The 24,359-nt window shown below is 42.6% G+C and carries 36 protein-coding genes; all 36 read left to right on the forward strand.

Annotated elements, in window-relative coordinates:
• Positions 1-32 precede the first annotated feature (32 nt).
• The 36 genes from rpoC (at position 33) to EFK13_RS00865 (ending at position 24,345) form a co-directional block, all read left to right on the forward strand.
• Positions 33-3,632, forward strand: coding sequence for a DNA-directed RNA polymerase subunit beta' (gene rpoC / locus EFK13_RS00690; protein WP_129506938.1), 3,600 nt, complete (start codon positions 33-35; stop codon positions 3,630-3,632).
• Positions 3,633-3,810: 178 nt separating this feature from the next.
• Positions 3,811-4,059, forward strand: coding sequence for a 50S ribosomal protein L7ae-like protein (locus EFK13_RS00695; RefSeq protein WP_003225778.1), 249 nt, complete (start codon positions 3,811-3,813; stop codon positions 4,057-4,059).
• A 113-nt stretch (positions 4,060-4,172) separates the two neighbouring features.
• Positions 4,173-4,589: a 30S ribosomal protein S12 gene (gene rpsL / locus EFK13_RS00700; RefSeq protein ID WP_003225781.1), complete on the forward strand. Its 417-nt coding sequence runs from the start codon at positions 4,173-4,175 to the stop codon at positions 4,587-4,589.
• A 41-nt stretch (positions 4,590-4,630) separates the two neighbouring features.
• Positions 4,631-5,101 carry a 30S ribosomal protein S7 gene (gene rpsG / locus EFK13_RS00705; RefSeq protein ID WP_003225784.1) on the forward strand — a complete coding sequence of 157 codons (471 nt, stop codon included), beginning with the start codon at positions 4,631-4,633 and terminating at the stop codon, positions 5,099-5,101.
• 52 nt (positions 5,102-5,153) lie between these two features.
• Positions 5,154-7,232 (forward strand): elongation factor G, encoded by a 2,079-nt coding sequence (gene fusA, locus EFK13_RS00710; RefSeq protein ID WP_064814484.1) that lies wholly within the window; start codon positions 5,154-5,156, stop codon positions 7,230-7,232.
• Positions 7,233-7,351: 119 nt separating this feature from the next.
• On the forward strand, positions 7,352-8,542 hold the full coding sequence (gene tuf, locus EFK13_RS00715) for an elongation factor Tu (protein WP_019257280.1): 1,191 nt from the start codon (positions 7,352-7,354) through the stop codon (positions 8,540-8,542).
• A gap of 100 nt (positions 8,543-8,642) precedes the next feature.
• Entirely contained in the window at positions 8,643-9,599 is a 957-nt protein-coding gene (locus EFK13_RS00720; protein ID WP_129506937.1) for an alpha/beta fold hydrolase, read from the forward strand.
• 236 nt (positions 9,600-9,835) lie between these two features.
• Positions 9,836-10,144, forward strand: coding sequence for a 30S ribosomal protein S10 (gene rpsJ, locus EFK13_RS00725; RefSeq protein ID WP_003156464.1), 309 nt, complete (start codon positions 9,836-9,838; stop codon positions 10,142-10,144).
• 39 nt (positions 10,145-10,183) lie between these two features.
• Positions 10,184-10,813 carry a 50S ribosomal protein L3 gene (gene rplC, locus EFK13_RS00730; RefSeq protein ID WP_024714049.1) on the forward strand — a complete coding sequence of 210 codons (630 nt, stop codon included), beginning with the start codon at positions 10,184-10,186 and terminating at the stop codon, positions 10,811-10,813.
• A 27-nt stretch (positions 10,814-10,840) separates the two neighbouring features.
• Complete coding sequence (gene rplD / locus EFK13_RS00735; protein ID WP_003242004.1) at positions 10,841-11,464, forward strand: 50S ribosomal protein L4; 624 nt, start codon at positions 10,841-10,843, stop codon at positions 11,462-11,464.
• A complete protein-coding gene (rplW, locus tag EFK13_RS00740; RefSeq protein WP_003225793.1) occupies positions 11,464-11,751 on the forward strand; it encodes a 50S ribosomal protein L23 in 288 nt (95 codons plus the stop codon). Before rplD ends, rplW begins: the two co-directional genes overlap by 1 nt.
• Before the next feature lie 31 nt (positions 11,752-11,782).
• The gene (gene rplB, locus EFK13_RS00745; RefSeq protein ID WP_003225795.1) at positions 11,783-12,616 is read left to right on the forward strand and encodes a 50S ribosomal protein L2; all 834 of its coding nucleotides are present in this window, start codon (positions 11,783-11,785) and stop codon (positions 12,614-12,616) included.
• 57 nt (positions 12,617-12,673) lie between these two features.
• Positions 12,674-12,952 (forward strand): 30S ribosomal protein S19, encoded by a 279-nt coding sequence (gene rpsS / locus EFK13_RS00750; protein WP_003156472.1) that lies wholly within the window; start codon positions 12,674-12,676, stop codon positions 12,950-12,952.
• A 16-nt stretch (positions 12,953-12,968) separates the two neighbouring features.
• Positions 12,969-13,310 (forward strand): 50S ribosomal protein L22, encoded by a 342-nt coding sequence (rplV, locus tag EFK13_RS00755; RefSeq protein WP_003156475.1) that lies wholly within the window; start codon positions 12,969-12,971, stop codon positions 13,308-13,310.
• 3 nt (positions 13,311-13,313) lie between these two features.
• Positions 13,314-13,970 carry a 30S ribosomal protein S3 gene (gene rpsC, locus EFK13_RS00760; protein WP_003242001.1) on the forward strand — a complete coding sequence of 219 codons (657 nt, stop codon included), beginning with the start codon at positions 13,314-13,316 and terminating at the stop codon, positions 13,968-13,970.
• 1 nt (position 13,971) lies between these two features.
• Positions 13,972-14,406, forward strand: coding sequence for a 50S ribosomal protein L16 (rplP, locus tag EFK13_RS00765; protein WP_003225801.1), 435 nt, complete (start codon positions 13,972-13,974; stop codon positions 14,404-14,406).
• The gene (gene rpmC, locus EFK13_RS00770) at positions 14,396-14,596 is read left to right on the forward strand and encodes a 50S ribosomal protein L29 (protein ID WP_003156482.1); all 201 of its coding nucleotides are present in this window, start codon (positions 14,396-14,398) and stop codon (positions 14,594-14,596) included. Before rplP ends, rpmC begins: the two co-directional genes overlap by 11 nt.
• Before the next feature lie 22 nt (positions 14,597-14,618).
• Complete coding sequence (gene rpsQ / locus EFK13_RS00775) at positions 14,619-14,882, forward strand: 30S ribosomal protein S17 (protein WP_003225804.1); 264 nt, start codon at positions 14,619-14,621, stop codon at positions 14,880-14,882.
• Between the two features lie 40 nt (positions 14,883-14,922).
• A complete protein-coding gene (gene rplN / locus EFK13_RS00780) occupies positions 14,923-15,291 on the forward strand; it encodes a 50S ribosomal protein L14 (RefSeq protein WP_003225805.1) in 369 nt (122 codons plus the stop codon).
• Positions 15,292-15,327: 36 nt separating this feature from the next.
• Entirely contained in the window at positions 15,328-15,639 is a 312-nt protein-coding gene (gene rplX, locus EFK13_RS00785; RefSeq protein WP_003156486.1) for a 50S ribosomal protein L24, read from the forward strand.
• 26 nt (positions 15,640-15,665) lie between these two features.
• Positions 15,666-16,205: a 50S ribosomal protein L5 gene (gene rplE / locus EFK13_RS00790; RefSeq protein ID WP_003225809.1), complete on the forward strand. Its 540-nt coding sequence runs from the start codon at positions 15,666-15,668 to the stop codon at positions 16,203-16,205.
• A gap of 22 nt (positions 16,206-16,227) precedes the next feature.
• A complete protein-coding gene (gene rpsN / locus EFK13_RS00795; protein ID WP_003156488.1) occupies positions 16,228-16,413 on the forward strand; it encodes a 30S ribosomal protein S14 in 186 nt (61 codons plus the stop codon).
• A gap of 31 nt (positions 16,414-16,444) precedes the next feature.
• A complete protein-coding gene (rpsH, locus tag EFK13_RS00800) occupies positions 16,445-16,843 on the forward strand; it encodes a 30S ribosomal protein S8 (protein WP_003241998.1) in 399 nt (132 codons plus the stop codon).
• A 29-nt stretch (positions 16,844-16,872) separates the two neighbouring features.
• Positions 16,873-17,412 carry a 50S ribosomal protein L6 gene (rplF, locus tag EFK13_RS00805; protein WP_004399690.1) on the forward strand — a complete coding sequence of 180 codons (540 nt, stop codon included), beginning with the start codon at positions 16,873-16,875 and terminating at the stop codon, positions 17,410-17,412.
• 32 nt (positions 17,413-17,444) lie between these two features.
• Complete coding sequence (rplR, locus tag EFK13_RS00810; protein ID WP_064814488.1) at positions 17,445-17,807, forward strand: 50S ribosomal protein L18; 363 nt, start codon at positions 17,445-17,447, stop codon at positions 17,805-17,807.
• Between the two features lie 24 nt (positions 17,808-17,831).
• Positions 17,832-18,332 carry a 30S ribosomal protein S5 gene (rpsE, locus tag EFK13_RS00815; protein ID WP_003328273.1) on the forward strand — a complete coding sequence of 167 codons (501 nt, stop codon included), beginning with the start codon at positions 17,832-17,834 and terminating at the stop codon, positions 18,330-18,332.
• Positions 18,333-18,345: 13 nt separating this feature from the next.
• Positions 18,346-18,525, forward strand: a complete 180-nt coding sequence (rpmD, locus tag EFK13_RS00820) for a 50S ribosomal protein L30 (RefSeq protein ID WP_003156497.1) — start codon at positions 18,346-18,348, stop codon at positions 18,523-18,525.
• Positions 18,526-18,555: 30 nt separating this feature from the next.
• Entirely contained in the window at positions 18,556-18,996 is a 441-nt protein-coding gene (gene rplO, locus EFK13_RS00825; protein WP_014662534.1) for a 50S ribosomal protein L15, read from the forward strand.
• 1 nt (position 18,997) lies between these two features.
• The gene (secY, locus tag EFK13_RS00830; protein ID WP_129506936.1) at positions 18,998-20,293 is read left to right on the forward strand and encodes a preprotein translocase subunit SecY; all 1,296 of its coding nucleotides are present in this window, start codon (positions 18,998-19,000) and stop codon (positions 20,291-20,293) included.
• Positions 20,294-20,347: 54 nt separating this feature from the next.
• Complete coding sequence (locus tag EFK13_RS00835) at positions 20,348-21,001, forward strand: adenylate kinase (RefSeq protein WP_040081028.1); 654 nt, start codon at positions 20,348-20,350, stop codon at positions 20,999-21,001.
• A complete protein-coding gene (gene map / locus EFK13_RS00840; protein ID WP_129506935.1) occupies positions 20,998-21,744 on the forward strand; it encodes a type I methionyl aminopeptidase in 747 nt (248 codons plus the stop codon). Before EFK13_RS00835 ends, map begins: the two co-directional genes overlap by 4 nt.
• Before the next feature lie 310 nt (positions 21,745-22,054).
• Complete coding sequence (infA, locus tag EFK13_RS00845; protein ID WP_003156508.1) at positions 22,055-22,273, forward strand: translation initiation factor IF-1; 219 nt, start codon at positions 22,055-22,057, stop codon at positions 22,271-22,273.
• Between the two features lie 33 nt (positions 22,274-22,306).
• Complete coding sequence (gene rpmJ / locus EFK13_RS00850; protein ID WP_003156543.1) at positions 22,307-22,420, forward strand: 50S ribosomal protein L36; 114 nt, start codon at positions 22,307-22,309, stop codon at positions 22,418-22,420.
• Between the two features lie 22 nt (positions 22,421-22,442).
• Positions 22,443-22,808, forward strand: coding sequence for a 30S ribosomal protein S13 (rpsM, locus tag EFK13_RS00855; RefSeq protein WP_003235095.1), 366 nt, complete (start codon positions 22,443-22,445; stop codon positions 22,806-22,808).
• Positions 22,809-22,828: 20 nt separating this feature from the next.
• Complete coding sequence (gene rpsK / locus EFK13_RS00860) at positions 22,829-23,224, forward strand: 30S ribosomal protein S11 (protein ID WP_009966385.1); 396 nt, start codon at positions 22,829-22,831, stop codon at positions 23,222-23,224.
• A 176-nt stretch (positions 23,225-23,400) separates the two neighbouring features.
• Positions 23,401-24,345 carry a DNA-directed RNA polymerase subunit alpha gene (locus EFK13_RS00865; protein WP_003225835.1) on the forward strand — a complete coding sequence of 315 codons (945 nt, stop codon included), beginning with the start codon at positions 23,401-23,403 and terminating at the stop codon, positions 24,343-24,345.
• The last annotated feature ends 14 nt before the right edge of the window (positions 24,346-24,359 follow it).

Here is a 24,359-nt window from a genome sequence, read left to right on the forward strand (position 1 = left end):
TTAATCCGAAGATAAAAAGGGAGGTAGGCCCCTTGCTAGATGTGAACAATTTTGAGTATATGAACATCGGTCTTGCTTCACCGGATAAAATCCGTTCATGGTCTTTTGGTGAAGTGAAAAAGCCTGAAACGATAAACTATCGTACGTTAAAACCTGAAAAGGACGGTCTATTCTGCGAACGCATTTTCGGACCGACTAAGGACTGGGAATGTCATTGCGGGAAGTACAAGCGAGTTCGTTATAAAGGCGTAGTTTGTGACCGCTGCGGAGTCGAAGTAACACGGGCTAAAGTCCGTCGTGAGAGAATGGGGCACATTGAACTGGCTGCCCCAGTTTCCCACATTTGGTATTTCAAAGGTATTCCAAGCCGTATGGGTCTTGTGCTGGATATGTCACCTCGTGCTTTAGAAGAAGTCATTTACTTTGCTTCTTACGTTGTAACTGATCCGGCAAATACACCGCTTGAAAAGAAACAGCTTCTGTCTGAGAAAGAATACCGTGCTTATCTCGATAAATACGGTAATAAATTCCAAGCATCAATGGGTGCAGAAGCGATTCATAAACTTCTTCAAGATATCGATCTTGTAAAAGAAGTTGATATGTTAAAAGAAGAGCTGAAGACATCACAAGGACAGCGTCGTACTCGTGCGATCAAACGCCTTGAAGTTTTAGAAGCCTTCCGTAACTCAGGAAACAAGCCTTCTTGGATGATCCTTGATGTGCTTCCTGTTATTCCTCCTGAGCTTAGACCGATGGTTCAGCTAGATGGCGGACGTTTTGCGACTTCTGATTTGAACGACCTTTATCGTCGTGTCATCAACCGTAACAATCGTTTGAAACGCCTTTTGGACCTTGGTGCGCCTAGCATCATCGTTCAAAACGAAAAACGTATGCTTCAAGAGGCTGTCGATGCCTTAATTGACAACGGCCGCCGTGGACGTCCTGTAACAGGCCCTGGTAACAGACCGCTAAAATCTCTTTCTCACATGCTGAAAGGGAAGCAAGGTCGTTTCCGTCAAAACCTTCTTGGTAAACGTGTCGATTACTCCGGACGTTCTGTAATCGTCGTTGGTCCTCATTTGAAAATGTACCAATGCGGATTACCGAAGGAGATGGCGCTTGAACTTTTCAAACCTTTCGTTATGAAAGAGCTTGTTGAAAAAGGTCTTGCACACAACATTAAGAGTGCGAAACGTAAAATTGAGCGCGTACAGCCTGAAGTATGGGATGTGCTTGAATCAGTTATTAAGGAGCATCCGGTACTTCTGAACCGTGCCCCTACGCTTCACAGATTGGGTATCCAAGCGTTTGAACCAACACTTGTTGAAGGGCGCGCAATCCGCCTTCACCCGCTCGTATGTACAGCTTATAACGCTGACTTTGACGGTGACCAAATGGCGGTTCACGTACCATTATCTGCAGAAGCACAAGCTGAAGCACGCATCTTGATGCTTGCCGCTCAAAACATCTTGAACCCTAAAGATGGTAAACCGGTTGTTACACCGTCTCAGGATATGGTATTGGGTAACTATTACCTGACACTTGAGCGTGCCGGTGCTGTCGGTGAAGGTATGGTCTTCAAGAATACAGACGAAGCGCTTCTTGCTTATCAAAACGGATATGTTCACCTTCATACGAGAGTGGCTGTTGCAGCTAACTCCCTTAAGAATGTGACATTTACCGAAGAACAGCGCTCGAAATTGTTAATTACAACTGTCGGTAAGCTTGTCTTCAATGAAATTCTTCCGGAATCATTCCCTTACATGAATGAACCAACGAAGAGCAACATTGAAGAGAAAACACCTGACCGTTTCTTCTTAGAAAAAGGTGCCGATGTAAAAGCTGTCATTGAAAAGCAGCCAATCAACGCGCCGTTTAAAAAAGGCATTCTGGGTAAAATCATCGCGGAAATCTTTAAACGATTCCACATCACGGAAACGTCTAAAATGCTTGACCGCATGAAAAACCTAGGTTTCAGATATTCAACAAAAGCTGGTATCACAGTTGGGGTTTCTGACATCGTCGTTCTCGATGATAAACAAGAAATTCTTGAAGAAGCGCAAAGCAAAGTTGACAACGTTATGAAGCAGTTCCGCCGCGGTCTTATCACTGAAGAGGAACGCTATGAGAGAGTCATCTCTATTTGGAGTTCTGCAAAAGACGTTATCCAAGGCAAACTGATGAAATCACTTGATGAACTCAACCCGATCTACATGATGAGTGACTCTGGTGCCCGTGGTAACGCGTCTAACTTTACGCAGCTTGCCGGAATGCGCGGTCTGATGGCCAACCCGGCTGGACGTATCATTGAGTTGCCGATCAAATCAAGTTTCCGTGAAGGTCTGACAGTATTGGAGTACTTTATCTCCACTCACGGTGCGCGTAAAGGTCTTGCCGATACCGCCCTTAAAACTGCTGACTCAGGTTACCTTACACGCCGTCTCGTTGATGTTGCACAGGATGTTATCATCCGTGAAACTGATTGTGGAACTGACCGAGGCATCCTTGCTAAGCCTCTTAAAGAAGGAACTGAAACAATTGAGCGCTTAGAAGAACGCTTAATCGGCCGTTTTGCAAGAAAACAAGTGAAGCACCCGGAAACAGGTGAAGTGCTTGTAAATGAAAACGAACTGATCGATGAAGATAAAGCACTTGAGATTGTAGAAGCCGGCATTGAAGAAGTGTGGATCCGTTCTGCCTTCACATGTAACACGCCACATGGTGTATGTAAACGATGCTATGGCCGAAATCTTGCTACTGGCTCCGATGTTGAAGTCGGTGAAGCTGTCGGTATCATTGCTGCCCAATCAATTGGTGAGCCTGGTACACAGTTAACAATGCGTACCTTCCATACAGGCGGGGTTGCCGGAGACGATATCACACAGGGTCTTCCGCGTATCCAAGAGCTTTTCGAAGCGCGTAATCCGAAAGGTCAGGCAACAATTACAGAAATCGACGGTACAGTCGTTGAGATCAATGAAGTTCGTGATAAGCAACAGGAAATTGTGGTTCAAGGCGCAGTGGAAACACGCTCTTATACAGCACCTTATAACTCCCGCCTGAAAGTGGCGGAAGGAGATAAAATTACTCGAGGCCAAGTACTGACAGAAGGTTCAATCGATCCGAAAGAGCTTCTTAAAGTGACTGACCTGACTACTGTTCAAGAGTATCTTCTCCATGAGGTTCAAAAGGTTTACCGTATGCAGGGTGTTGAAATCGGCGATAAACACGTAGAAGTAATGGTTCGCCAAATGCTTCGCAAAGTCCGCGTGATTGACGCCGGTGACACAGATGTGCTTCCAGGTACATTGCTTGATATTCACCAATTTACTGAAGCGAACAAAAAGGTATTGCTTGAAGGCAATCGACCTGCCACAGGCCGTCCTGTCTTGCTCGGTATTACAAAAGCATCTCTTGAAACTGATTCATTCTTATCTGCTGCTTCCTTCCAGGAAACTACACGTGTCCTTACAGACGCAGCGATTAAAGGTAAGCGTGACGAGCTTCTCGGCTTGAAAGAGAATGTTATCATCGGTAAGCTTGTTCCGGCTGGTACAGGTATGATGAAATACCGTAAAGTAAAACCAGTTTCAAATGTTCAGCCAACTGAAGATATGGTTCCGGTTGAATAACTGATTTAAAGCTGCTGAAAGACTGCCGAAACAGTCTTTCAGCAGATATATTTAATAAAAAATCACTCTATGAGAAGAACGAAACTAAAAAATGTCATACCTTGTTGACATTCGTCTCCTAGAATGATAATATAACCAAGGTGCTCGAAATAAACCTGTTACTTTGGAGGATATGTTTATGTCTTATGATAAAGTATCACAGGCCAAATCAATTATTATTGGTACGAAGCAAACAGTGAAAGCTCTAAAACGAGGTTCAGTAAAGGAAGTAGTCGTTGCAAAAGACGCAGATCCGATACTCACGTCAAGTGTTGTTTCACTTGCGGAAGATCAAGGCATCTCTGTCTCAATGGTTGAATCCATGAAAAAGCTCGGCAAAGCCTGCGGAATTGAGGTAGGAGCAGCCGCTGTTGCCATTATTTTATAACGTACTTTTGTTTTTGCGTAAGATGCTATCTTGTGTAAAGACATTGTTTTTTGCCTTTTGATGAACCACCTGGGTATGTGGGTTATAAAACGTAATGAAGGGAGGAAAATTTCATGCCTACAATTAATCAGCTAATTCGTAAAGGACGCGTGAGTAAAGTAGAAAACTCAAAGTCTCCTGCACTTAACAAAGGATACAACAGCTTTAAAAAAGAGCACACTAATGTATCTTCTCCACAAAAACGCGGGGTATGTACTCGTGTTGGTACAATGACACCGAAAAAACCGAACTCAGCACTTCGTAAATATGCTCGTGTTCGTTTGACTAACGGAATCGAGGTTACTGCTTACATTCCTGGTATCGGTCACAACCTGCAAGAGCACAGCGTTGTACTTATCCGCGGCGGACGTGTAAAAGACTTACCAGGGGTACGTTACCACATCGTTCGTGGTGCGCTTGACACTGCTGGAGTTGAAAACCGTGCACAAGGCCGTTCTAAATACGGTACGAAAAAACCTAAAGCAAAATAATAAACGAAAATACGCATAATTGATGAAGGGAGGATATTCAGATGCCACGTAAAGGTCCTGTAGCAAAAAGAGACGTTTTACCTGATCCGATTTACAACTCTAAGCTTGTATCTCGTCTAATCAACAAAATGATGATCGATGGTAAAAAAGGTAAGTCTCAAACAATCCTATACAAGTCATTCGATATCATTAAAGAACGTACTGGCAATGATGCAATGGAGGTTTTCGAACAAGCATTGAAAAACATCATGCCTGTACTTGAAGTAAAAGCACGCCGTGTAGGTGGTGCGAACTACCAAGTTCCTGTAGAAGTTCGTCCTGAACGTCGTACGACTCTTGGACTTCGCTGGTTAGTTAACTACGCTCGTCTTCGCGGAGAAAAAACGATGGAAGAGCGTTTAGCTAACGAAATCCTTGACGCAGCTAACAACACTGGTGCTGCTGTTAAGAAACGTGAAGACACTCATAAGATGGCTGAAGCAAACAAAGCATTTGCTCACTATCGTTGGTAGGATTTATATACTAAAAAACACAATTTCCCAATAAGGAAGGAGAAATTACCCAATGGCAAGAGAGTTCTCCTTAGACAAAACTCGTAATATCGGGATCATGGCTCACATTGATGCCGGTAAAACGACTACTACAGAACGTATCTTGTTCTATACTGGCCGTATCCACAAAATTGGTGAAACTCATGAAGGAGCTTCACAAATGGACTGGATGGAGCAGGAACAAGAACGTGGTATCACAATCACTTCTGCTGCGACAACTGCACAGTGGAAAGGATACCGCGTAAACATCATCGATACTCCAGGGCACGTAGACTTCACAGTTGAAGTTGAACGTTCTCTTCGTGTACTTGATGGTGCTGTTGCTGTACTTGACGCGCAATCAGGCGTTGAGCCTCAAACAGAAACTGTTTGGCGTCAGGCAACAACTTACGGAGTACCGCGTATCGTTTTTGTTAACAAAATGGACAAAATCGGTGCAGACTTCCTTTACTCTGTAGGTACTTTAAGAGACCGTCTTCAAGCAAATGCTCATGCAATTCAATTGCCGATCGGTGCTGAAGATAACTTCGAAGGTATCATCGACCTTGTAGAAAACGTTGCGTATTTCTACGAAGATGACCTTGGAACTCGTTCTGATGCGAAAGAAATCCCTGAAGAGTACAAAGAGCAAGCTGAAGAGCTTCGCAACAGCCTCATTGAAGCTGTATGTGAGCTTGATGAAGAGCTTATGGATAAATACCTTGAGGGTGAAGAAATCACTATTGACGAGTTAAAAGCAGGTATCCGTAAAGGTACATTAAATGTTGAATTCTACCCTGTTCTTGTTGGTTCTGCCTTCAAAAACAAAGGTGTTCAATTAGTACTCGATGCTGTTCTTGACTACCTTCCTGCACCAACTGACGTTGCTGCAATCAAAGGTACTCGTCCTGATACAAATGAAGAGATTGAGCGCCATTCTTCTGATGATGAGCCATTCTCTGCATTAGCATTTAAAGTTATGACTGACCCTTACGTTGGTAAGTTGACGTTCTTCCGTGTGTACTCTGGAACACTTGATTCCGGTTCATACGTGAAAAACTCTACTAAAGGCAAACGTGAGCGTGTTGGACGTATCCTTCAAATGCACGCTAACAGCCGTGAAGAAATCGCTACTGTATATGCAGGCGATATCGCAGCTGCTGTAGGTCTAAAAGATACGACTACTGGAGATACTCTATGTGATGAGAAGGATCTTGTTATCCTTGAATCAATGGAATTCCCAGAACCAGTTATCGACGTTGCTATTGAACCTAAATCAAAAGCTGACCAAGATAAAATGGGTATCGCTTTAGCGAAACTTGCTGAAGAAGATCCTACATTCCGTACTCAAACAAACCCAGAAACTGGCCAAACGATCATCTCTGGTATGGGTGAACTTCACCTTGATATCATTGTTGACCGTATGAAACGCGAATTTAAAGTAGAAGCCAACGTTGGTGCTCCTCAGGTTGCGTACCGTGAAACATTCCGTAGCGGTGCAAAAGTTGAAGGTAAATTCGTACGTCAGTCTGGTGGACGCGGTCAGTTCGGACACGTTTGGATCGAATTCGAACCAAACGAAGAAGGCGCTGGCTTTGAATTTGAAAATGCGATTGTCGGTGGGGTAGTTCCACGTGAATACATCCCAGCTGTTCAAGCAGGTCTGGAAGATTCACTTGAAAATGGTGTACTAGCAGGCTTCCCGCTTATCGACATTAAAGCAAAACTTTTCGATGGTTCTTACCATGATGTTGACTCAAACGAAATGGCATTTAAAATTGCTGCTTCTATGGCATTGAAAAATGCAGTCAGCAAATGTAACCCAGTTCTTCTTGAACCAATCATGAAAGTAGAAGTGGTTATTCCAGAAGAATACATGGGAGATATCATGGGTGATGTTACTTCACGTCGTGGACGCGTAGAAGGTATGGAAGCACGCGGTAACGCTCAAGTTGTTCGCGCTATGGTTCCTCTTGCTGAAATGTTCGGTTACGCTACTGCACTTCGTTCTAATACGCAAGGTCGCGGTACGTTTACTATGCACATGGATCACTACGAAGAAGTGCCGAAGAGCATTGCAGAAGAAATTATCAAAAAAAATAAAGGCGAATAATTGATTTTGCCGCTTAACTCAAGTATAACTACTATTGTAAGATGAGGAAGTGAAAGCTTTCTTTCACTTCCTATCACTCTATACATTACTAATTAAAAGCTCTTAAGGAGGATTTTAGAATGGCTAAAGAAAAATTCGACCGTTCCAAATCACATGCCAATATTGGTACAATTGGACACGTTGACCATGGTAAAACAACTTTAACTGCTGCTATCACAACAGTACTTCATAAGAAATCTGGTAAAGGTACAGCTATGGCGTACGATCAAATTGATGGTGCTCCAGAAGAACGTGAGCGCGGTATCACAATCTCTACTGCACACGTTGAGTACGAAACTGAAACTCGTCACTATGCACACGTTGACTGCCCAGGACACGCTGACTATGTTAAAAACATGATCACTGGTGCTGCGCAAATGGACGGAGCTATCCTTGTAGTATCTGCTGCTGATGGCCCAATGCCACAAACTCGTGAGCACATCCTTCTTTCTAAAAACGTTGGTGTACCATACATCGTTGTATTCTTAAACAAATGCGACATGGTAGACGACGAAGAGCTTCTTGAACTAGTTGAAATGGAAGTTCGCGATCTTCTTAGCGAATACGACTTCCCTGGTGATGATGTACCAGTAATCAAAGGTTCTGCTCTTAAAGCTCTTGAAGGTGACGCTGAGTACGAAGCGAAAATCTTCGAACTTATGGATGCGGTTGATGAGTACATCCCAACTCCAGAACGCGACACTGAAAAACCATTCATGATGCCAGTTGAGGACGTATTCTCAATCACTGGTCGTGGTACAGTAGCAACTGGCCGTGTAGAACGCGGACAAGTTAAAGTCGGTGACGAAGTTGAAATCATCGGTCTTCAAGAAGAGAACAAGAAAACAACTGTTACAGGTGTTGAAATGTTCCGTAAGCTTCTTGATTATGCTGAAGCTGGTGACAACATTGGTGCCCTTCTTCGCGGTGTAGCTCGTGAAGACATCCAACGTGGTCAAGTACTTGCTAAACCAGGTACAATCACTCCACACAGCAAATTCAAAGCTGAAGTTTACGTTCTTTCTAAAGAAGAGGGTGGACGTCATACTCCATTCTTCTCTAACTACCGTCCTCAGTTCTACTTCCGTACAACTGACGTAACTGGTATCATCCATCTTCCAGAAGGCGTAGAAATGGTTATGCCTGGAGATAACACTGAAATGAACGTAGAACTTATCTCTACAATCGCTATCGAAGAAGGAACTCGTTTCTCTATTCGTGAAGGCGGACGTACTGTAGGTTCAGGCGTTGTTTCTACAATCACTGAGTAATAGTATGATGATAAACGAGACCCCCTGCGGGTCTCGTTTTTTGTTTGCTTGCCTTTTTCTTGTATAATAAGATCTATCATATTCGAGGGGCTAATTTTTTATGATTCCTGAAAAGAGATCAATCGCTATCATGAAAGAACTGAGCATTGAAAATACAAAGCAAATGCTGATGATCAATGGGGCTGATACAAAAAATCCATTGCTGCTTTTTTTACATGGCGGACCGGGGACACCTCAAATCGGATATGTTAGGCATTATCAAAAAGAGCTGGAAGAGCATTTCACAGTAGTACAATGGGATCAAAGAGGATCTGGGCTTTCTTATTCTAAACGAATTCCTCATCACTCCATGACAATCAGTCATTTCGTTAACGATGCAATTCAAGTCACTCAATGGCTCCTAGATCATTTTTCAAAAACGAAATTATACCTTGCCGGTCATTCGTGGGGGTCACTGCTGGCACTTCATGTGCTGCAGCAACGGCCGGATTTGTTTTATGCGTATTATGGGATTAGTCAGGTTGTTAACCCTCATCTTGAAGAATCAGCTGCTTATCAATATATACGTGAAATCTCTGATAGGAAGAGGGCCAGTATACGATCCCGACTCATACGTTTCATTGGCGCTCCGCCTTGGAAGAAGGGTATCCAGCATCTTATCTATCGGTTTTGTGTCGAGATGGGCAGGGGAGGATTCACTCACCATCATCATCAATCCCTTGTTGTATTATTTCAAATGCTTACTGGTCATGAGTATGGAATAAGAAACATGCACAAATTCCTCAATGGATTGCGATTCAGTAAAAAACATTTAACTGAGGAATTGTACCAGTTTAATGCATTTACATCAGTTCCTTCTATTAAAGTACCGTGCTTTTTCATTTCGGGGAAACATGATCTAATTGTTCCTTCTGAAATATCCAAACAGTATTATCAAGCGCTTGAGGCACCTGAAAAGCGCTGGTTTCAATTTGAGAATTCTGCTCATGCCCCGCATATCGAGGAGCCGTCATTATTTGCGAGTACACTGAGTAACCACGCTTTTCATCACTTATGATAGATCCTTGATTAATAAGAAAAACACCTGTATAATATTAAAAGTGTGCAAACCATGCATATTCTAAATAAGTCTTGCAACATGCGTCTATTTTCTGTATAATGGTGTATGTTGGTCTTTGACTGCGATGAAGTGAGAGGTTGCTGACACACCCGGCCGCTTTGCCATGGCGAGGTGTTCAGGTTTTTCTCACGGAGAACTGTCTAACGTGATGTAGGCGAAAAGGAGGGAAAATAATGGCAAAACAAAAAATTCGTATTCGTTTGAAAGCATATGATCATAGAATCCTTGATCAATCTGCAGAGAAGATTGTTGAAACGGCAAAACGTTCTGGTGCCAGCGTATCTGGTCCGATCCCGTTGCCAACTGAAAAATCAGTTTACACAATCCTTCGTGCGGTGCACAAATACAAAGATTCTCGTGAGCAATTTGAAATGCGTACACATAAACGTTTAATCGACATTGTGAACCCAACACCACAAACTGTTGATGCTCTCATGCGATTAGATTTACCATCTGGTGTCGATATCGAAATTAAACTTTAATTCTAAAATATAGAATGATCTTAATAGGAGGTGTGACGAATGACCAAAGGAATCTTAGGAAGAAAAATTGGTATGACGCAAGTATTCGCTGAAAATGGTGATCTTATTCCGGTAACTGTTATCGAGGCTGCTCCAAACGTTGTTCTTCAAAAGAAATCAACTGAAAACGACGGTTACGAAGCAATCCAGCTTGGTTTTGACGACAAGCGTGAAAAGCTTTCTAACAAACCTGAAAAAGGGCACGTTGCAAAAGCGGAAACTGCTCCTAAGCGCTTCGTTAAAGAATTACGCGGAGTGGAAATGGATGCGTATGAAGTTGGTCAGGAAGTCAAGGTTGAAATTTTCTCTGCTGGAGAAATCGTAGATGTAACAGGAGTATCTAAAGGTAAAGGTTTCCAAGGTGCGATCAAGCGCCACGGACAATCTCGCGGACCTATGTCTCACGGTTCACGCTACCACCGTCGTCCTGGTTCAATGGGACCTGTAGATCCTAACCGTGTATTCAAAGGTAAATTATTACCTGGACGTATGGGCGGAGAGCAAATCACTGTTCAAAACCTTGAAATCGTAAAAGTTGATGCAGAACGCAATCTTCTTTTGATCAAAGGTAACGTACCTGGTGCGAGAAAATCTTTAATCACTGTTAAAAGTGCTGTTAAATCTAAATAACTCTCTTAGGAAAGGAGGAAATTGATCATGCCAAAAGTAGCATTATACAACCAAAACGGTTCTACTGCTGGTGACATCGAATTAAACGCTTCTGTATTTGGTATCGAACCAAATGAGAGTGTTGTATTCGACGCTATTCTTATGCAAAGAGCTTCCTTACGTCAAGGATCTCACAAAGTAAAAAATCGTTCTGAAGTACGCGGCGGAGGTCGTAAACCATGGCGTCAAAAAGGTACTGGACGTGCCCGTCAAGGTTCTATCCGTTCACCGCAATGGCGCGGAGGTGGTGTCGTATTCGGCCCAACACCACGCAGCTATTCTTATAAATTACCTAAAAAAGTTCGCCGCTTGGCAATCAAATCAGTATTGTCTTCTAAAGTAAACGACAACAACATCATCGTTCTTGAAGATCTTACTCTTGATACGGCTAAAACAAAAGAAATGGCAGCTATCCTTAAAGGATTATCTGTTGAGAAAAAAGCTTTAATCGTAACTGCGGATGCTAACGAAGCTGTAGCTTTATCTGCTCGCAACATTCCTGGAGTTACTGTAGTTGAAGCTAACGGAATCAACGTTTTAGACGTTGTCAACCACGAGAAGCTTCTGATTACAAAAGCAGCGGTTGAAAAAGTAGAGGAGGTGCTTGCATAATGAAAGATCCTCGTGATGTTCTAAAGCGCCCCGTCATTACTGAACGTTCTGCTGATTTAATGGCTGAAAAGAAATATACTTTTGAAGTTGATGTAAGAGCTAACAAAACAGAAGTGAAAGACGCGGTTGAAAGCATCTTTGGAGTGAAAGTTGACAAAGTCAACATCATGAACTACAAAGGTAAATCAAAACGTGTCGGACGCTATACTGGTATGACTAGCCGTCGCAGAAAAGCGATCGTAAAACTTACTGCAGACAGCAAAGAAATCGAAATTTTTGAAGCTTAATTATCTGTAAAAAGAAGGAGGGAAATTCAAAATGGCGATTAAAAAGTATAAACCGACCTCTAATGGACGTCGTGGCATGACAACTTCAGATTTTGCTGAAATCACGACTGACAAGCCGGAAAAATCCTTGCTTGCTCCCCTTCACAAAAAAGGCGGACGTAACAACCAAGGTAAATTGACTGTACGTCACCAAGGTGGCGGACATAAACGCCAATACCGTGTTATCGACTTCAAACGCGATAAAGATGGTATACCTGGACGCGTTGCTACAGTTGAATACGATCCAAACCGTTCAGCTAACATCGCTCTAATCAACTATGCAGACGGAGAAAAACGTTACATTCTTGCTCCTAAAGGAATTCAAGTGGGTACTGAAATCATGTCAGGTCCTGAAGCTGACATTAAAGTAGGTAATGCACTTCCACTTATCAACATCCCTGTTGGTACAGTTGTGCATAACATTGAATTAAAACCTGGTAAAGGCGGACAGCTTGTACGTTCAGCTGGTACATCTGCTCAGGTTCTTGGTAAAGAAGGTAAATACGTTCTTGTACGCCTTAACTCTGGAGAAGTTCGCATGATTCTTTCTGCTTGCCGTGCTTCTATCGGTCAAGTAGGTAACGAACAGCACGAACTTATCAACATTGGTAAAGCTGGACGTTCTCGCTGGAAAGGCATCCGTCCTACAGTTCGTGGTTCTGTAATGAACCCTAACGATCACCCACACGGTGGTGGTGAAGGACGTGCGCCAATCGGACGTAAATCACCAATGTCTCCATGGGGCAAACCGACTCTTGGATTCAAGACTCGTAAGAAAAAGAACAAATCCGATAAATTTATCGTACGTCGTCGTAAAAATAAATAACGGGGTTGTCTACGGTTCACTTCGGACCGTAGTGCAATCACGAAGGGAGGTTCCAAAATGGCTCGCAGCTTGAAAAAAGGACCATTTGTCGATGGACACTTGATGACAAAAATCGAGAAATTAAATGAAACAGACAAGAAACAAGTCGTAAAAACTTGGTCTCGTCGTTCAACTATTTTCCCACAGTTTATTGGTCACACAATCGCAGTCTATGACGGACGTAAACACGTGCCTGTATTCATCTCTGAAGATATGGTAGGGCACAAGTTGGGTGAATTCGCTCCAACTCGTACGTACAAAGGTCATGCTAGTGATGACAAAAAAACAAGACGCTAAGAGAGGAGGCTTTTAAATGCAAGCTAAAGCTGTTGCAAGAACAGTCCGTATTGCTCCTCGTAAAGCACGTCTAGTAATGGACCTGATTCGAGGCAAGCAAGTAGGTGAGGCAGTATCAATCTTGAACCTTACACCAAGAGCTGCTTCTCCAATTATCGAGAAAGTATTAAAATCCGCTATTGCAAATGCTGAGCATAACTACGAAATGGACGCTAACAACCTGGTTATTTCTCAAGCATTCGTTGACGAAGGCCCTACGTTAAAAAGATTCCGCCCACGTGCTATGGGACGTGCGAGCCAAATCAACAAACGTACGAGCCACATTACAATCGTTGTATCAGAAAAGAAGGAGGGATAAGTAGTGGGTCAAAAGGTAAATCCAGTCGGTCTTCGTATCGGAGTCATTCGTGATTGGGAATCTAAGTGGTACGCTGGTAAAGATTACGCTGACTTCCTGCACGAAGATTTAAAAATTCGTGAATACATTAGCAAACGCCTTTCTGACGCTTCTGTTTCTAAAGTAGAAATCGAGCGTGCAGCAAACCGCGTTAACATTACGATCCACACAGCTAAGCCTGGTATGGTTATCGGTAAAGGCGGTTCTGAAGTTGAAGCACTTCGTAAAGCCCTTAACAGCCTTACTGGCAAGCGTGTACACATTAACATTCTTGAAATCAAAAGAGCAGATCTTGATGCACAGCTAGTTGCTGACAACATCGCTCGTCAATTAGAAAACCGTGTTTCTTTCCGCCGTGCACAGAAACAACAAATCCAACGTACTATGCGCGCTGGAGCACAAGGTGTGAAAACAATGGTTTCTGGTCGTCTTGGCGGTGCAGATATCGCTCGTTCTGAATACTACAGTGAAGGAACTGTTCCATTGCACACATTACGTGCGGACATTGACTATGCAACATCTGAAGCTGATACTACTTACGGTAAGCTTGGTGTGAAAGTCTGGATCTATCGTGGAGAGGTTCTTCCTACTAAGAAGAAAACTGAGGAAGGAGGAAAATAATATGTTATTACCAAAACGCGTTAAATATCGCAGAGAGCATCGCGGAAAAATGCGTGGCCGTGCGAAAGGCGGTACTGAAGTACATTTCGGTGAATTCGGTATACAAGCTCTTGAAGCTTCATGGATCACTAACCGTCAAATCGAAGCAGCACGTATTGCGATGACTCGTTACATGAAACGTGGCGGTAAAGTTTGGATTAAAATTTTCCCTTCTAAACCTTACACTGCTAAACCACTTGAGGTACGTATGGGATCCGGTAAAGGGGCTCCAGAAGGTTGGGTAGCTGTTGTAAAACCGGGCAAAGTTTTATTTGAAATTTCTGGTGTGTCTGAAGAGGTTGCTCGTGAAGCGCTTCGTCTTGCATCTCACAAATTGCCAATTAAAACGAAGTTCGTAAAACGTGAAGAAATTGGTGGTGAATCAAATGAAAGCTAATGAAATTCGTGACCTTACCACTGCTGAAATTGAACAAAAAGTAAAGTCTCTTAAAGAAGAACTTTTCAATCTTCGCTTTCAATTAGCGACAGGACAACTTGAAAATACTGCTCGCATTCGTGAAGTGCGCAAAGCTATCGCGCGCATGAAAACTGTGATTCGTGAAAGAGAAATTGCTGCTAATAAATAATCACTGAGGGGAGGTCGTGAGCATGAGCGAACGTAACCAACGCAAAGTTTACCAAGGCCGTGTTGTTTCTGACAAAATGGATAAAACCATCACTGTTGTTGTTGAAACATACAAAAAACATACACTTTACGGTAAACGCGTAAAATACTCAAAAAAATTCAAAGCACATGATGAAAATAATCAAGCTAAAATCGGTGACATCGTAAAGATCATGGAAACTCGTCCATTGTCTGCAACTAAGCGTTTCCGTCTAGTTGAAGTTGTCGAAGAAGCTGTTATTATCTAATAAAGTTCGGAATTCTTTTTCCGAAGGGAGGTAACAAATAATGATTCAACAAGAGACTCGTTTAAAAGTAGCTGACAACTCTGGCGCACGTGAAGTACTTACTATTAAAGTTCTTGGTGGCTCTGGACGTAAAACAGCTAACATTGGTGATGTAATTGTTTGCACGGTTAAACAAGCAACACCAGGAGGCGTTGTCAAAAAAGGTGAAGTCGTAAAAGCTGTTATCGTTCGCACTAAAAGCGGAGCGCGCAGAAGTGACGGTTCATACATCAGCTTCGATGAGAATGCATGTGTTATCATCCGTGACGACAAGAGCCCACGCGGAACTCGTATCTTCGGACCAGTTGCTCGTGAATTGCGTGAAAACAACTTTATGAAAATTGTTTCTCTAGCTCCAGAAGTTATCTAATGAAATAAATGCCTTACTCAAGGAGGTGCGATCAGGATGCATGTAAAAAAAGGCGATAAAGTTATGGTTATCTCTGGTAAAGATAAAGGCAAACAAGGTACAATCCTTGCTGCTTTCCCTAAAAAGGACCGCGTTTTAGTTGAAGGTGTTAACATGGTAAAGAAACACTCTAAACCAACTCAAGCTAACCCTCAAGGCGGTATTTCTAATCAAGAGGCGCCAATTCATGTATCAAACGTTATGCCGCTCGATCCTAAAACAGGTGAAGTGACTCGCGTAGGATACAAAGTGGAAGATGGCAAAAAAGTTCGTGTTGCAAAAAAATCTGGGCAAGTTCTAGATAAATAGTATTAAAAGGAAGGGAGGTCTATCTCATGAACCGCCTTAAAGAAAAGTACAATAAAGAAATTGCACCTGCTTTAATGACTAAGTTCAACTATGATTCAGTCATGCAAGTGCCTAAAATCGAAAAAATCGTAATCAACATGGGTGTTGGTGACGCTGTTCAAAACGCGAAAGCAATCGACAGTGCTGTTGAAGAATTAACGTTTATCGCAGGTCAAAAACCTGTCGTTACTCGTGCGAAGAAATCAATTGCTGGATTCCGTCTTCGTGAAGGAATGCCTATCGGTGCGAAAGTAACTCTTCGCGGAGAGCGCATGTATGATTTCCTTGATAAACTTATTTCTGTATCTTTACCACGTGTACGTGACTTCCGCGGGGTTTCTAAAAAATCTTTCGACGGTCGCGGTAACTACACACTTGGTATCAAAGAACAGTTAATCTTCCCTGAAATTGACTACGATAAAGTAACAAAGGTTCGCGGAATGGACATCGTTATCGTAACAACAGCTAATACTGACGAAGAAGCTCGTGAGCTATTAACTCAAGTAGGTATGCCGTTCCAGAAATAATCAATGAAAGGGAGGCGAAATCGTGGCTAAAAAGTCTATGATTGCGAAACAACAACGTACACCAAAGTTTAAAGTACAAGAGTACACACGCTGTGAACGCTGCGGACGTCCGCATTCAGTCATTCGTAAATTTAAACTTTGCCGTATTTGTTTCCGTGAGCTTGCATATAAAGGACAAATTCCTGGCGTGAAAAAAGCCAGCTGGTAATCCCCAAAAAAGGGAAGGAGGTAATTATATAATGGTTATGACAGATCCAATTGCAGATATGCTAACTCGTATTCGCAATGCAAACATGGTACGTCATGAGAAGCTTGAAATTCCTGCTTCTAAATTGAAAAGAGAAATTGCTGAAATTTTAAAGCGTGAAGGTTTCATTCGTGACGTTGAGTTCGTAGAAGACAGCAAACAAGGTATCATCCGCGTTTTCTTGAAATACGGACAAAACAACGAGCGCGTTATCACTGGTCTTAAAAGAATCAGCAAGCCTGGTTTGCGTGTTTATGCTAAATCTAACGAAGTACCTCGCGTACTTAACGGTCTTGGAATCGCGATTATTTCTACATCACAAGGTGTTTTAACGGACAAAGAAGCCCGTGCAAAACAAGCTGGTGGAGAAGTTCTAGCATACGTTTGGTAAGAAGTTTAACATGAATGGAGGTGTTTGGTATGTCTCGTGTAGGTAAGAAGCTACTTGAGATTCCTTCTGATGTTACAGTAACGTTAAACGATAACAACACTGTAGCTGTGAAAGGACCAAAAGGAGAATTAACTCGTACGTTTCACCCTGATATGGAGATTAAAGTAGAGGACAATGTGCTTACAGTCGCTCGTCCTTCTGATCAAAAAGAGCACCGTGCCCTGCATGGTACGACTCGCAGTCTGCTTGGCAACATGGTTGAAGGTGTATCTAAAGGATTTGAAAGAGGTTTGGAATTAGTCGGTGTCGGTTACCGTGCGTCTAAATCCGGAAATAAGCTTGTTTTAAACGTTGGATACTCTCATCCTGTTGAGATCGTTCCTGAAGAAGGCATCGAAATCGAAGTTCCTTCTCAAACTAAAGTAGTAGTAAAAGGTACAGACAAAGAACGCGTAGGAGCTATTGCTGCTAACATCCGCGCTGTACGTTCTCCAGAGCCTTACAAAGGTAAAGGAATCCGCTACGAAGGTGAAGTTGTTCGCCGCAAAGAAGGTAAATCTGCTAAGTAAGATCGCTTAAAGTGAAGAAAGGAGTGACCTAGATGATTACGAAAACTAGCAAAAATGCTGCTCGTCTTAAAAGACACGCTCGTGTTCGCGCTAAACTTTCCGGTACTGCTGAAAGACCGCGTCTGAACGTTTTCCGTTCTAACAAGCACATTTACGCTCAAATCATCGATGATGTAAATGGTGTTACACTTGCTAGCGCATCTACTCTCGATAAAGACTTGAACGTTGAAAGCACAGGAGATGCTTCTGCTGCTACTAAAGTTGGAGAATTAGTTGCAAAACGCGCTGCTGAAAAAGGCGTTTCTGACGTAGTATTTGACCGTGGCGGATACTTATACCATGGACGTGTAAAAGCTTTGGCTGATGCCGCTCGTGAAGCTGGACTTAAATTTTAATAAAAGAAGGAGGGACACATGATTATGCGTCGTATTGACCCAAGCAAATTAGAGTTAGAAGAACGCTTAGTTACGGTTAACCGCGTAGCGAAAGTTGTTAAAGGTGGTCGTCGTTTCCGCTTCGCAGCTCTAGTCGTTGTCGGTGACAAAAACGGACACGTAGGATTCGGTACTGGTAAAGCACAAGAAGTACCAGAAGCGATCCGCAAAGCTGTTGAAGATGCGAAAAAGAATTTGATTGAAGTACCAATGGTTGGAACTACAATTCCACACGAAATCATCGGACGTTTCGGTGCAGGTAACATCTTGTTAAAACCTGCTTCTGAAGGTACTGGAGTTATCGCTGGAGGCCCTGTACGTGCGGTACTTGAGCTAGCTGGTGTAGCTGATATCCTTTCTAAGTCTTTAGGTTCTAACACACCGATCAACATGATTCGTGCAACACTTCAAGGTTTAAGTGAACTTAAACGTGCTGAAGACGTTGCGAAGCTTCGTGGAAAATCTGTAGAAGAACTGTTAGGATAAGGAGGGAACATTAATGGCTAAATTAGAAATTACCCTCAAACGAAGTGTAATCGGTCGCCCGGAAGACCAACGTGTTACTGTGAGAACTCTTGGTTTAAAGAAAACAAACCAAACTGTTGTTCATGAAGACAACGCTGCGATCCGTGGCATGATTAATAAAGTATCTCATTTAGTATCTGTTAAAGAACAATAAAAATAATTGATCGGATAAGGAGGTGTCCTAATGAAACTTCATGAATTAAAACCTTCAGAAGGTTCACGCAAAACGCGTAATCGCGTAGGTCGTGGTATTGGTTCTGGTAACGGTAAAACAGCTGGTAAAGGTCACAAAGGTCAAAACGCTCGTTCTGGCGGCGGTGTACGCCCTGGATTCGAGGGGGGACAAATGCCTTTATTCCAACGTCTTCCTAAACGCGGCTTCACTAACATCAACCGCAAGGAATACACTGTAGTCAACCTAGACAAATTGAACGGTTTTGCAGAAGGAACGGAAGTCACTCCTGAACTTCTTCTTGAGACTGGTGTTATTAGCAAACTTAATGCAGGAGTAAAGATTCTTGGCAACGGTAAATTAGAGAAAAAATTAACTGTAAAAGCCAATAAATTCTCTGCTTCTGCGAAAGAAGCTGTTGAAGCTGCTGGCGGTACAGCTGAGGTGATCTAACTTGTTTAAAACAATCTCCAACTTTATGCGTGTGAGTGATATCAGGAATAAAATCATATTCACTTTACTCATGCTTATCGTCTTTCGCATAGGTGCGTTTATTCCTGTGCCTTATGTTAACGCTGAAGCGTTACAGGCACAGTCTCAAATGGGTGTTTTTGATCTCCTTAATACATTTGGCGGCGGTGCGCTTTACCAATTCTCCATTTTCGCAATGGGAATTACTCCTTATATCACGGCTTCGATCATCATTCAGCTGCTTCAGATGGATGTTGTGCCGAAGTTTACCGAGTGGTCTAAGCAAGGTGAAGTTGGCCGCCGTAAATTAGCTCAGTTCACAAGGTACTTTACGATTGTGCTTGGTTTCATCCAAGCGTTAGGTATGTCGTATGGATTCAACAATCTGGCAAACGGTATGCTGATTGAAAAATCCGGTGTATCGACATATCTTATCATTGCTTTAGTGCTTACTGGCGGAACTGCCTTTTTAATGTGGCTTGGAGAACAGATTACGACTCATGGAGTAGGCAACGGAATATCGATCATTATCTTCGCGGGGATTGTGGCTAGTATTCCAAAAACGATTGGGCAAATATATGAGACTCAATTTGTTGGCAGCAACGATCAGTTGTTTATTCATATTGTGAAAGTCGCACTTCTTGTGATTGCGATTTTAGCAGTTATTGTTGGAGTTATTTTCATTCAGCAAGCCGTACGGAAAATTGCGATTCAATATGCTAAAGGCACAGGTCGTTCACCTGCTGGCGGAGGTCAGTCTACACACCTTCCATTGAAAGTGAATCCTGCAGGGGTTATTCCGGTAATCTTTGCGGTTGCGTTTTTGATAACGCCGCGGACGATCGCTTCATTCTTTGGTACAAACGATGTGACAAAGTGGATTCAAAACTACTTTGATAATACACATCCGGTGGGTATGGCGATATATGTTGCGTTGATTATTGCCTTTACGTACTTTTATGCTTTTGTACAGGTTAATCCTGAACAAATGGCTGATAACCTTAAAAAACAGGGTGGCTATATCCCGGGGGTTCGTCCAGGGAAAATGACTCAAGATAGAATTACGAGCATTTTGTATCGACTTACGTTTGTGGGTTCTATATTCTTAGCCGTGATTTCCATTCTTCCTATCTTTTTCATTCAATTCGCTGGATTGCCTCAAAGTGCACAAATTGGCGGAACATCTTTGTTAATTGTTGTCGGGGTAGCCTTGGAGACAATGAAACAACTAGAAAGCCAGTTGGTGAAACGAAACTACCGTGGATTTATGAAAAACTAGAGGAAATGGATTTATCCATTCCCTCTTAATAAAGAGAGGACGGGGGAAATCCGAATGAACTTAGTCTTAATGGGGCTTCCTGGTGCCGGTAAAGGTACACAGGGCGAACGAATTGTTGAGGATTATGGGATTCCTCATATCTCAACAGGAGATATGTTCCGTGCTGCTATGAAAGAAGAAACACCACTCGGACTCGAAGCAAAATCTTATATTGATAAGGGAGAGCTCGTACCTGACGAAGTCACAATCGGAATTGTTAAAGAAAGACTTGGCAAAGACGATTGTGAAAGAGGTTTTCTTCTGGACGGATTTCCGCGAACAGTCGCTCAAGCCGAAGCTCTTGAAGAAATTCTTGAGGAATACGGCAAGCCGATTGATTATGTCATTAACATTGAAGTCGACAAAGACGCTCTAATGGAACGTCTGACTGGACGCAGAATTTGCAGTGTTTGCGGCACAACCTATCATTTAGTCTTTAATCCGCCGAAAACGCCGGGTGTTTGTGATAAAGACGGAGGCGAACTCTATCAACGGGCAGATGATAATGAGGAAACCGTCTCTAAACGGCTTGAGGTAAACATGAAGCAAACTCAGCCTTTACTCGATTTCTATTCTGAGAAAGGTTATCTTGCAAACGTGAATGGCCAACAGGACATTCAAGACGTTTATGCAGATGTGAAGGATCTTCTTGGAGGATTAAAAAAATGATTATCTGTAAAACCCCACGTGAACTTGGTATCATGCGGGAAGCAGGGCGAATCGTGGCTTTAGCTCATGAAGAGCTAAAAAAGCACATTAAACCAGGAATCTCGACAAAAGAATTGGATCAAATTGCCGAACGTTTTATTAAGAAGCAGGGTGCAATCCCATCTTTTAAGGGGTATAATGGGTTTCGCGGGAGCATTTGCGTATCAGTTAATGAAGAACTCGTTCACGGTATTCCTGGCAGCAGGGTGCTGAAGGACGGTGACATCATCAGTATTGATATCGGTGCTAAATTAAATGGTTATCATGGTGACTCTGCATGGACATATCCGGTAGGAAACATCAGTGATGATGACAAAAAACTTCTGGAAGTGACAGAGGAGTCTTTATATAAAGGCTTGCAGGAAGCAAAACCAGGTGAACGTTTGTCGAATATTTCCCACGCAATACAAACGTATGTCGAAAATGAGCAGTTTTCAGTTGTTAGGGAGTATGTCGGACATGGTGTTGGTCAAGACTTGCATGAGGACCCGCAAATTCCTCATTACGGTCCGCCCAACAAAGGACCACGGCTCAAACCTGGCATGGTTCTCGCTATTGAACCTATGGTGAACGCTGGCAGCCGCTACGTGAAAACATTGGCTGATAACTGGACGGTTGTAACGGTAGATGGGAAAAAGTGTGCTCATTTTGAACATACGATTGCGATTACGGAAACGGGTTTTGATATACTGACGAGAGTCTAGGTGATGCAAATAATTCCGAGGACAGATGTTTTCCGGCTTGATAGGGCAGAAAGTTTGGATGAACATTGGCAGGACCGAATTCATCTTGCCGTTGTCATTGGAATTGTTAACTATCATCAATGTACTAACAGCAGACGGAGAAATGCGTATATTACATTCTCCTAAGAAAAAGAATATCAATCATTTAACCCTTTATGATTGCGTATCTCCGGAAGTTCAGAACAGTATAAACGAAACAGGGCGTGTGACAAACTTCTTTTGAAATTTGTCAGAAAGCAAGTTACTGATTTGAAGAAGGGAGAACACTTGAATGGCGAAAGACGATGTAATTGAAGTGGAAGGTACTATAGTCGAAACACTGCCAAACGCGATGTTCAAAGTTGAACTTGAAAATGGCCACACTGTTTTGGCTCATGTATCTGGTAAAATCCGCATGCACTTCATTCGCATTTTACCTGGAGACAAAGTTACGGTAGAATTATCTCCATATGACTTAACTCGTGGCAGGATTACGTACCGTTACAAATAAAGCACTCCGGAAACTGAAGGAGGTTGGAAACACATGAAAGTGAGACCATCAGTTAAACCAATCTGCGAAAAATGTAAAGTTATTCGCAGAAAAGGAAAAGTAATGGTGATCTGTGAAAATCCAAAGCATAAACAAAAACAAGGATAATTTATAAGGAGGTGCCCAGAGAATGGCTCGTATTGCTGGTGTAGATATCCCACGTGACAAACGTGTTGTTATTTCTTTAACATACATCTTCGGAATTGGCCGCACAACGGCTCAGCAAGTATTAAAAGAAGCTGGAGTTTCAGAAGATACTCGTGTGCGCGATCTTACTGAAGAAGAACTTGGTAAAATCCGTGATATTATTGATAAACTGAAAGTAGAAGGTGACCTTCGCCGTGAAGTTTCTCTTAATATCAAACGTCTGATCGAAATCGGAAGCTACCGCGGAATCCGTCATCGCAGAGGATTACCTGTTCGCGGACAAAACTCTAAAAACAATGCGCGTACTCGTAAAGGTCCGCGTCGTACTGTAGCTAACAAGAAAAAATAAGTAAGGGAGGTTCTTAAACAATGGCTGCTGCTCGTAAATCTAACACGCGTAAACGTCGCGTGAAAAAGAATATTGAGTCTGGAATTGCTCATATTCGTTCAACTTTCAATAACACGATCGTTACGATCACTGACACTCATGGTAATGCTATTTCTTGGTCTAGTGCCGGAGCTTTAGGATTCAGAGGTTCTCGTAAATCTACTCCTTTTGCTGCACAAATGGCTGCTGAAACAGCTGCTAAAGGTTCAATCGAACATGGTCTTAAAACTCTAGAGGTTACTGTTAAAGGACCTGGTTCAGGCCGTGAAGCTGCAATCCGTGCACTTCAAGCTGCTGGACTAGAAGTCACTGCTATCAGAGACGTAACTCCTGTTCCTCATAACGGATGCCGTCCACCAAAACGTCGCCGCGTGTAATTTGTTTGTATAGATTTTGTGTCCCTGTCAATAATGGGTTATGATACAGTTATTTATGAAACGAATGCACCGACTCGTTGCCTGAGCACATACGGGACTAAACAATGGGGAATTTCGGATGGAATCTCATATGATTCTATTCGAGGTTTCGACGTTTTGAAGGAGGGTTTTAAGTAATGATCGAGATTGAAAAACCAAAAATCGAAACGGTTGAAATCAGCGACGATGCCAAATTTGGTAAGTTTGTCGTAGAGCCACTTGAGCGTGGATATGGTACAACTCTGGGTAACTCCTTACGTCGTATCCTCTTATCCTCACTCCCTGGTGCCGCTGTAACATCAATCCAGATAGATGGTGTACTGCACGAATTCTCGACAATTGAAGGCGTTGTGGAAGATGTTACAACGATTATCTTACACATTAAAAAGCTTGCATTGAAAATCTACTCTGATGAAGAGAAGACGTTAGAAATTGATGTACAGGGTGAAGGAACTGTAACGGCAGCTGATATTACACACGATAGTGATGTAGAGATCTTAAATCCTGATCTTCATATCGCGACTCTTGGTGAGAATGCGAGTTTCCGAGTTCGCCTTACTGCTCAAAGAGGACGTGGGTATACGCCTGCTGACGCAAACAAGAGAGACGATCAGCCAATCGGCGTGATTCCGATCGATTCTATCTATACGCCAGTTTCTCGTGTATCTTATCAGGTAGAGAACACTCGTGTAGGCCAAGTTGCAAACTATGACAAACTTACACTTGATGTTTGGACTGATGGAAGCACTGGACCGAAAGAAGCCATTGCGCTTGGTTCAAAGATTTTAACTGAACACCTTAATATATTCGTTGGTTTAACTGACGAAGCTCAGCATGCTGAAATCATGGTTGAAAAAGAAGAAGATCAAAAAGAGAAAGTTCTTGAAATGACAATTGAAGAATTGGATCTTTCTGTTCGCTCTTACAACTGCTTAAAGCGTGCGGGTATTAACACGGTTCAAGAGCTTGCGAACAAGACGGAAGAAGATATGATGAAAGTTCGTAATCTAGGACGCAAATCACTTGAAGAAGTGAAAGCGAAACTAGAAGAACTTGGACTCGGACTTCGCAAAGACGATTGACTAGTTTCCCTTGT

It is taken from the genome of Bacillus cabrialesii (assembly GCF_004124315.2).
Classification (GTDB): domain Bacteria; phylum Bacillota; class Bacilli; order Bacillales; family Bacillaceae; genus Bacillus; species Bacillus cabrialesii.

Excerpts from the sequence above, each read along its gene's own strand:
- EFK13_RS00695 (WP_003225778.1), top strand. The coding sequence starts at position 3,811 with ATGTCTTATGATAAAGTATCACAGGCCAAATCAATTATTATTGGTACG.
- rpsL (WP_003225781.1), top strand. The coding sequence starts at position 4,173 with ATGCCTACAATTAATCAGCTAATTCGTAAAGGACGCGTGAGTAAAGTA.
- rpsG (WP_003225784.1), top strand. The coding sequence starts at position 4,631 with ATGCCACGTAAAGGTCCTGTAGCAAAAAGAGACGTTTTACCTGATCCG.
- fusA (WP_064814484.1), top strand. The coding sequence starts at position 5,154 with ATGGCAAGAGAGTTCTCCTTAGACAAAACTCGTAATATCGGGATCATG.
- tuf (WP_019257280.1), top strand. The coding sequence starts at position 7,352 with ATGGCTAAAGAAAAATTCGACCGTTCCAAATCACATGCCAATATTGGT.
- EFK13_RS00720 (WP_129506937.1), top strand. The coding sequence starts at position 8,643 with ATGATTCCTGAAAAGAGATCAATCGCTATCATGAAAGAACTGAGCATT.
- rpsJ (WP_003156464.1), top strand. The coding sequence starts at position 9,836 with ATGGCAAAACAAAAAATTCGTATTCGTTTGAAAGCATATGATCATAGA.
- rplC (WP_024714049.1), top strand. The coding sequence starts at position 10,184 with ATGACCAAAGGAATCTTAGGAAGAAAAATTGGTATGACGCAAGTATTC.
- rplD (WP_003242004.1), top strand. The coding sequence starts at position 10,841 with ATGCCAAAAGTAGCATTATACAACCAAAACGGTTCTACTGCTGGTGAC.
- rplW (WP_003225793.1), top strand. The coding sequence starts at position 11,464 with ATGAAAGATCCTCGTGATGTTCTAAAGCGCCCCGTCATTACTGAACGT.
- rplB (WP_003225795.1), top strand. The coding sequence starts at position 11,783 with ATGGCGATTAAAAAGTATAAACCGACCTCTAATGGACGTCGTGGCATG.
- rpsS (WP_003156472.1), top strand. The coding sequence starts at position 12,674 with ATGGCTCGCAGCTTGAAAAAAGGACCATTTGTCGATGGACACTTGATG.
- rplV (WP_003156475.1), top strand. The coding sequence starts at position 12,969 with ATGCAAGCTAAAGCTGTTGCAAGAACAGTCCGTATTGCTCCTCGTAAA.
- rplP (WP_003225801.1), top strand. The coding sequence starts at position 13,972 with ATGTTATTACCAAAACGCGTTAAATATCGCAGAGAGCATCGCGGAAAA.
- rpmC (WP_003156482.1), top strand. The coding sequence starts at position 14,396 with ATGAAAGCTAATGAAATTCGTGACCTTACCACTGCTGAAATTGAACAA.
- rpsQ (WP_003225804.1), top strand. The coding sequence starts at position 14,619 with ATGAGCGAACGTAACCAACGCAAAGTTTACCAAGGCCGTGTTGTTTCT.
- rplN (WP_003225805.1), top strand. The coding sequence starts at position 14,923 with ATGATTCAACAAGAGACTCGTTTAAAAGTAGCTGACAACTCTGGCGCA.
- rplX (WP_003156486.1), top strand. The coding sequence starts at position 15,328 with ATGCATGTAAAAAAAGGCGATAAAGTTATGGTTATCTCTGGTAAAGAT.
- rplE (WP_003225809.1), top strand. The coding sequence starts at position 15,666 with ATGAACCGCCTTAAAGAAAAGTACAATAAAGAAATTGCACCTGCTTTA.
- rpsH (WP_003241998.1), top strand. The coding sequence starts at position 16,445 with ATGGTTATGACAGATCCAATTGCAGATATGCTAACTCGTATTCGCAAT.
- rplF (WP_004399690.1), top strand. The coding sequence starts at position 16,873 with ATGTCTCGTGTAGGTAAGAAGCTACTTGAGATTCCTTCTGATGTTACA.
- rplR (WP_064814488.1), top strand. The coding sequence starts at position 17,445 with ATGATTACGAAAACTAGCAAAAATGCTGCTCGTCTTAAAAGACACGCT.
- rpsE (WP_003328273.1), top strand. The coding sequence starts at position 17,832 with ATGCGTCGTATTGACCCAAGCAAATTAGAGTTAGAAGAACGCTTAGTT.
- rpmD (WP_003156497.1), top strand. The coding sequence starts at position 18,346 with ATGGCTAAATTAGAAATTACCCTCAAACGAAGTGTAATCGGTCGCCCG.
- rplO (WP_014662534.1), top strand. The coding sequence starts at position 18,556 with ATGAAACTTCATGAATTAAAACCTTCAGAAGGTTCACGCAAAACGCGT.
- EFK13_RS00835 (WP_040081028.1), top strand. The coding sequence starts at position 20,348 with ATGAACTTAGTCTTAATGGGGCTTCCTGGTGCCGGTAAAGGTACACAG.
- map (WP_129506935.1), top strand. The coding sequence starts at position 20,998 with ATGATTATCTGTAAAACCCCACGTGAACTTGGTATCATGCGGGAAGCA.
- infA (WP_003156508.1), top strand. The coding sequence starts at position 22,055 with ATGGCGAAAGACGATGTAATTGAAGTGGAAGGTACTATAGTCGAAACA.
- rpmJ (WP_003156543.1), top strand. The coding sequence starts at position 22,307 with ATGAAAGTGAGACCATCAGTTAAACCAATCTGCGAAAAATGTAAAGTT.
- rpsM (WP_003235095.1), top strand. The coding sequence starts at position 22,443 with ATGGCTCGTATTGCTGGTGTAGATATCCCACGTGACAAACGTGTTGTT.
- rpsK (WP_009966385.1), top strand. The coding sequence starts at position 22,829 with ATGGCTGCTGCTCGTAAATCTAACACGCGTAAACGTCGCGTGAAAAAG.
- EFK13_RS00865 (WP_003225835.1), top strand. The coding sequence starts at position 23,401 with ATGATCGAGATTGAAAAACCAAAAATCGAAACGGTTGAAATCAGCGAC.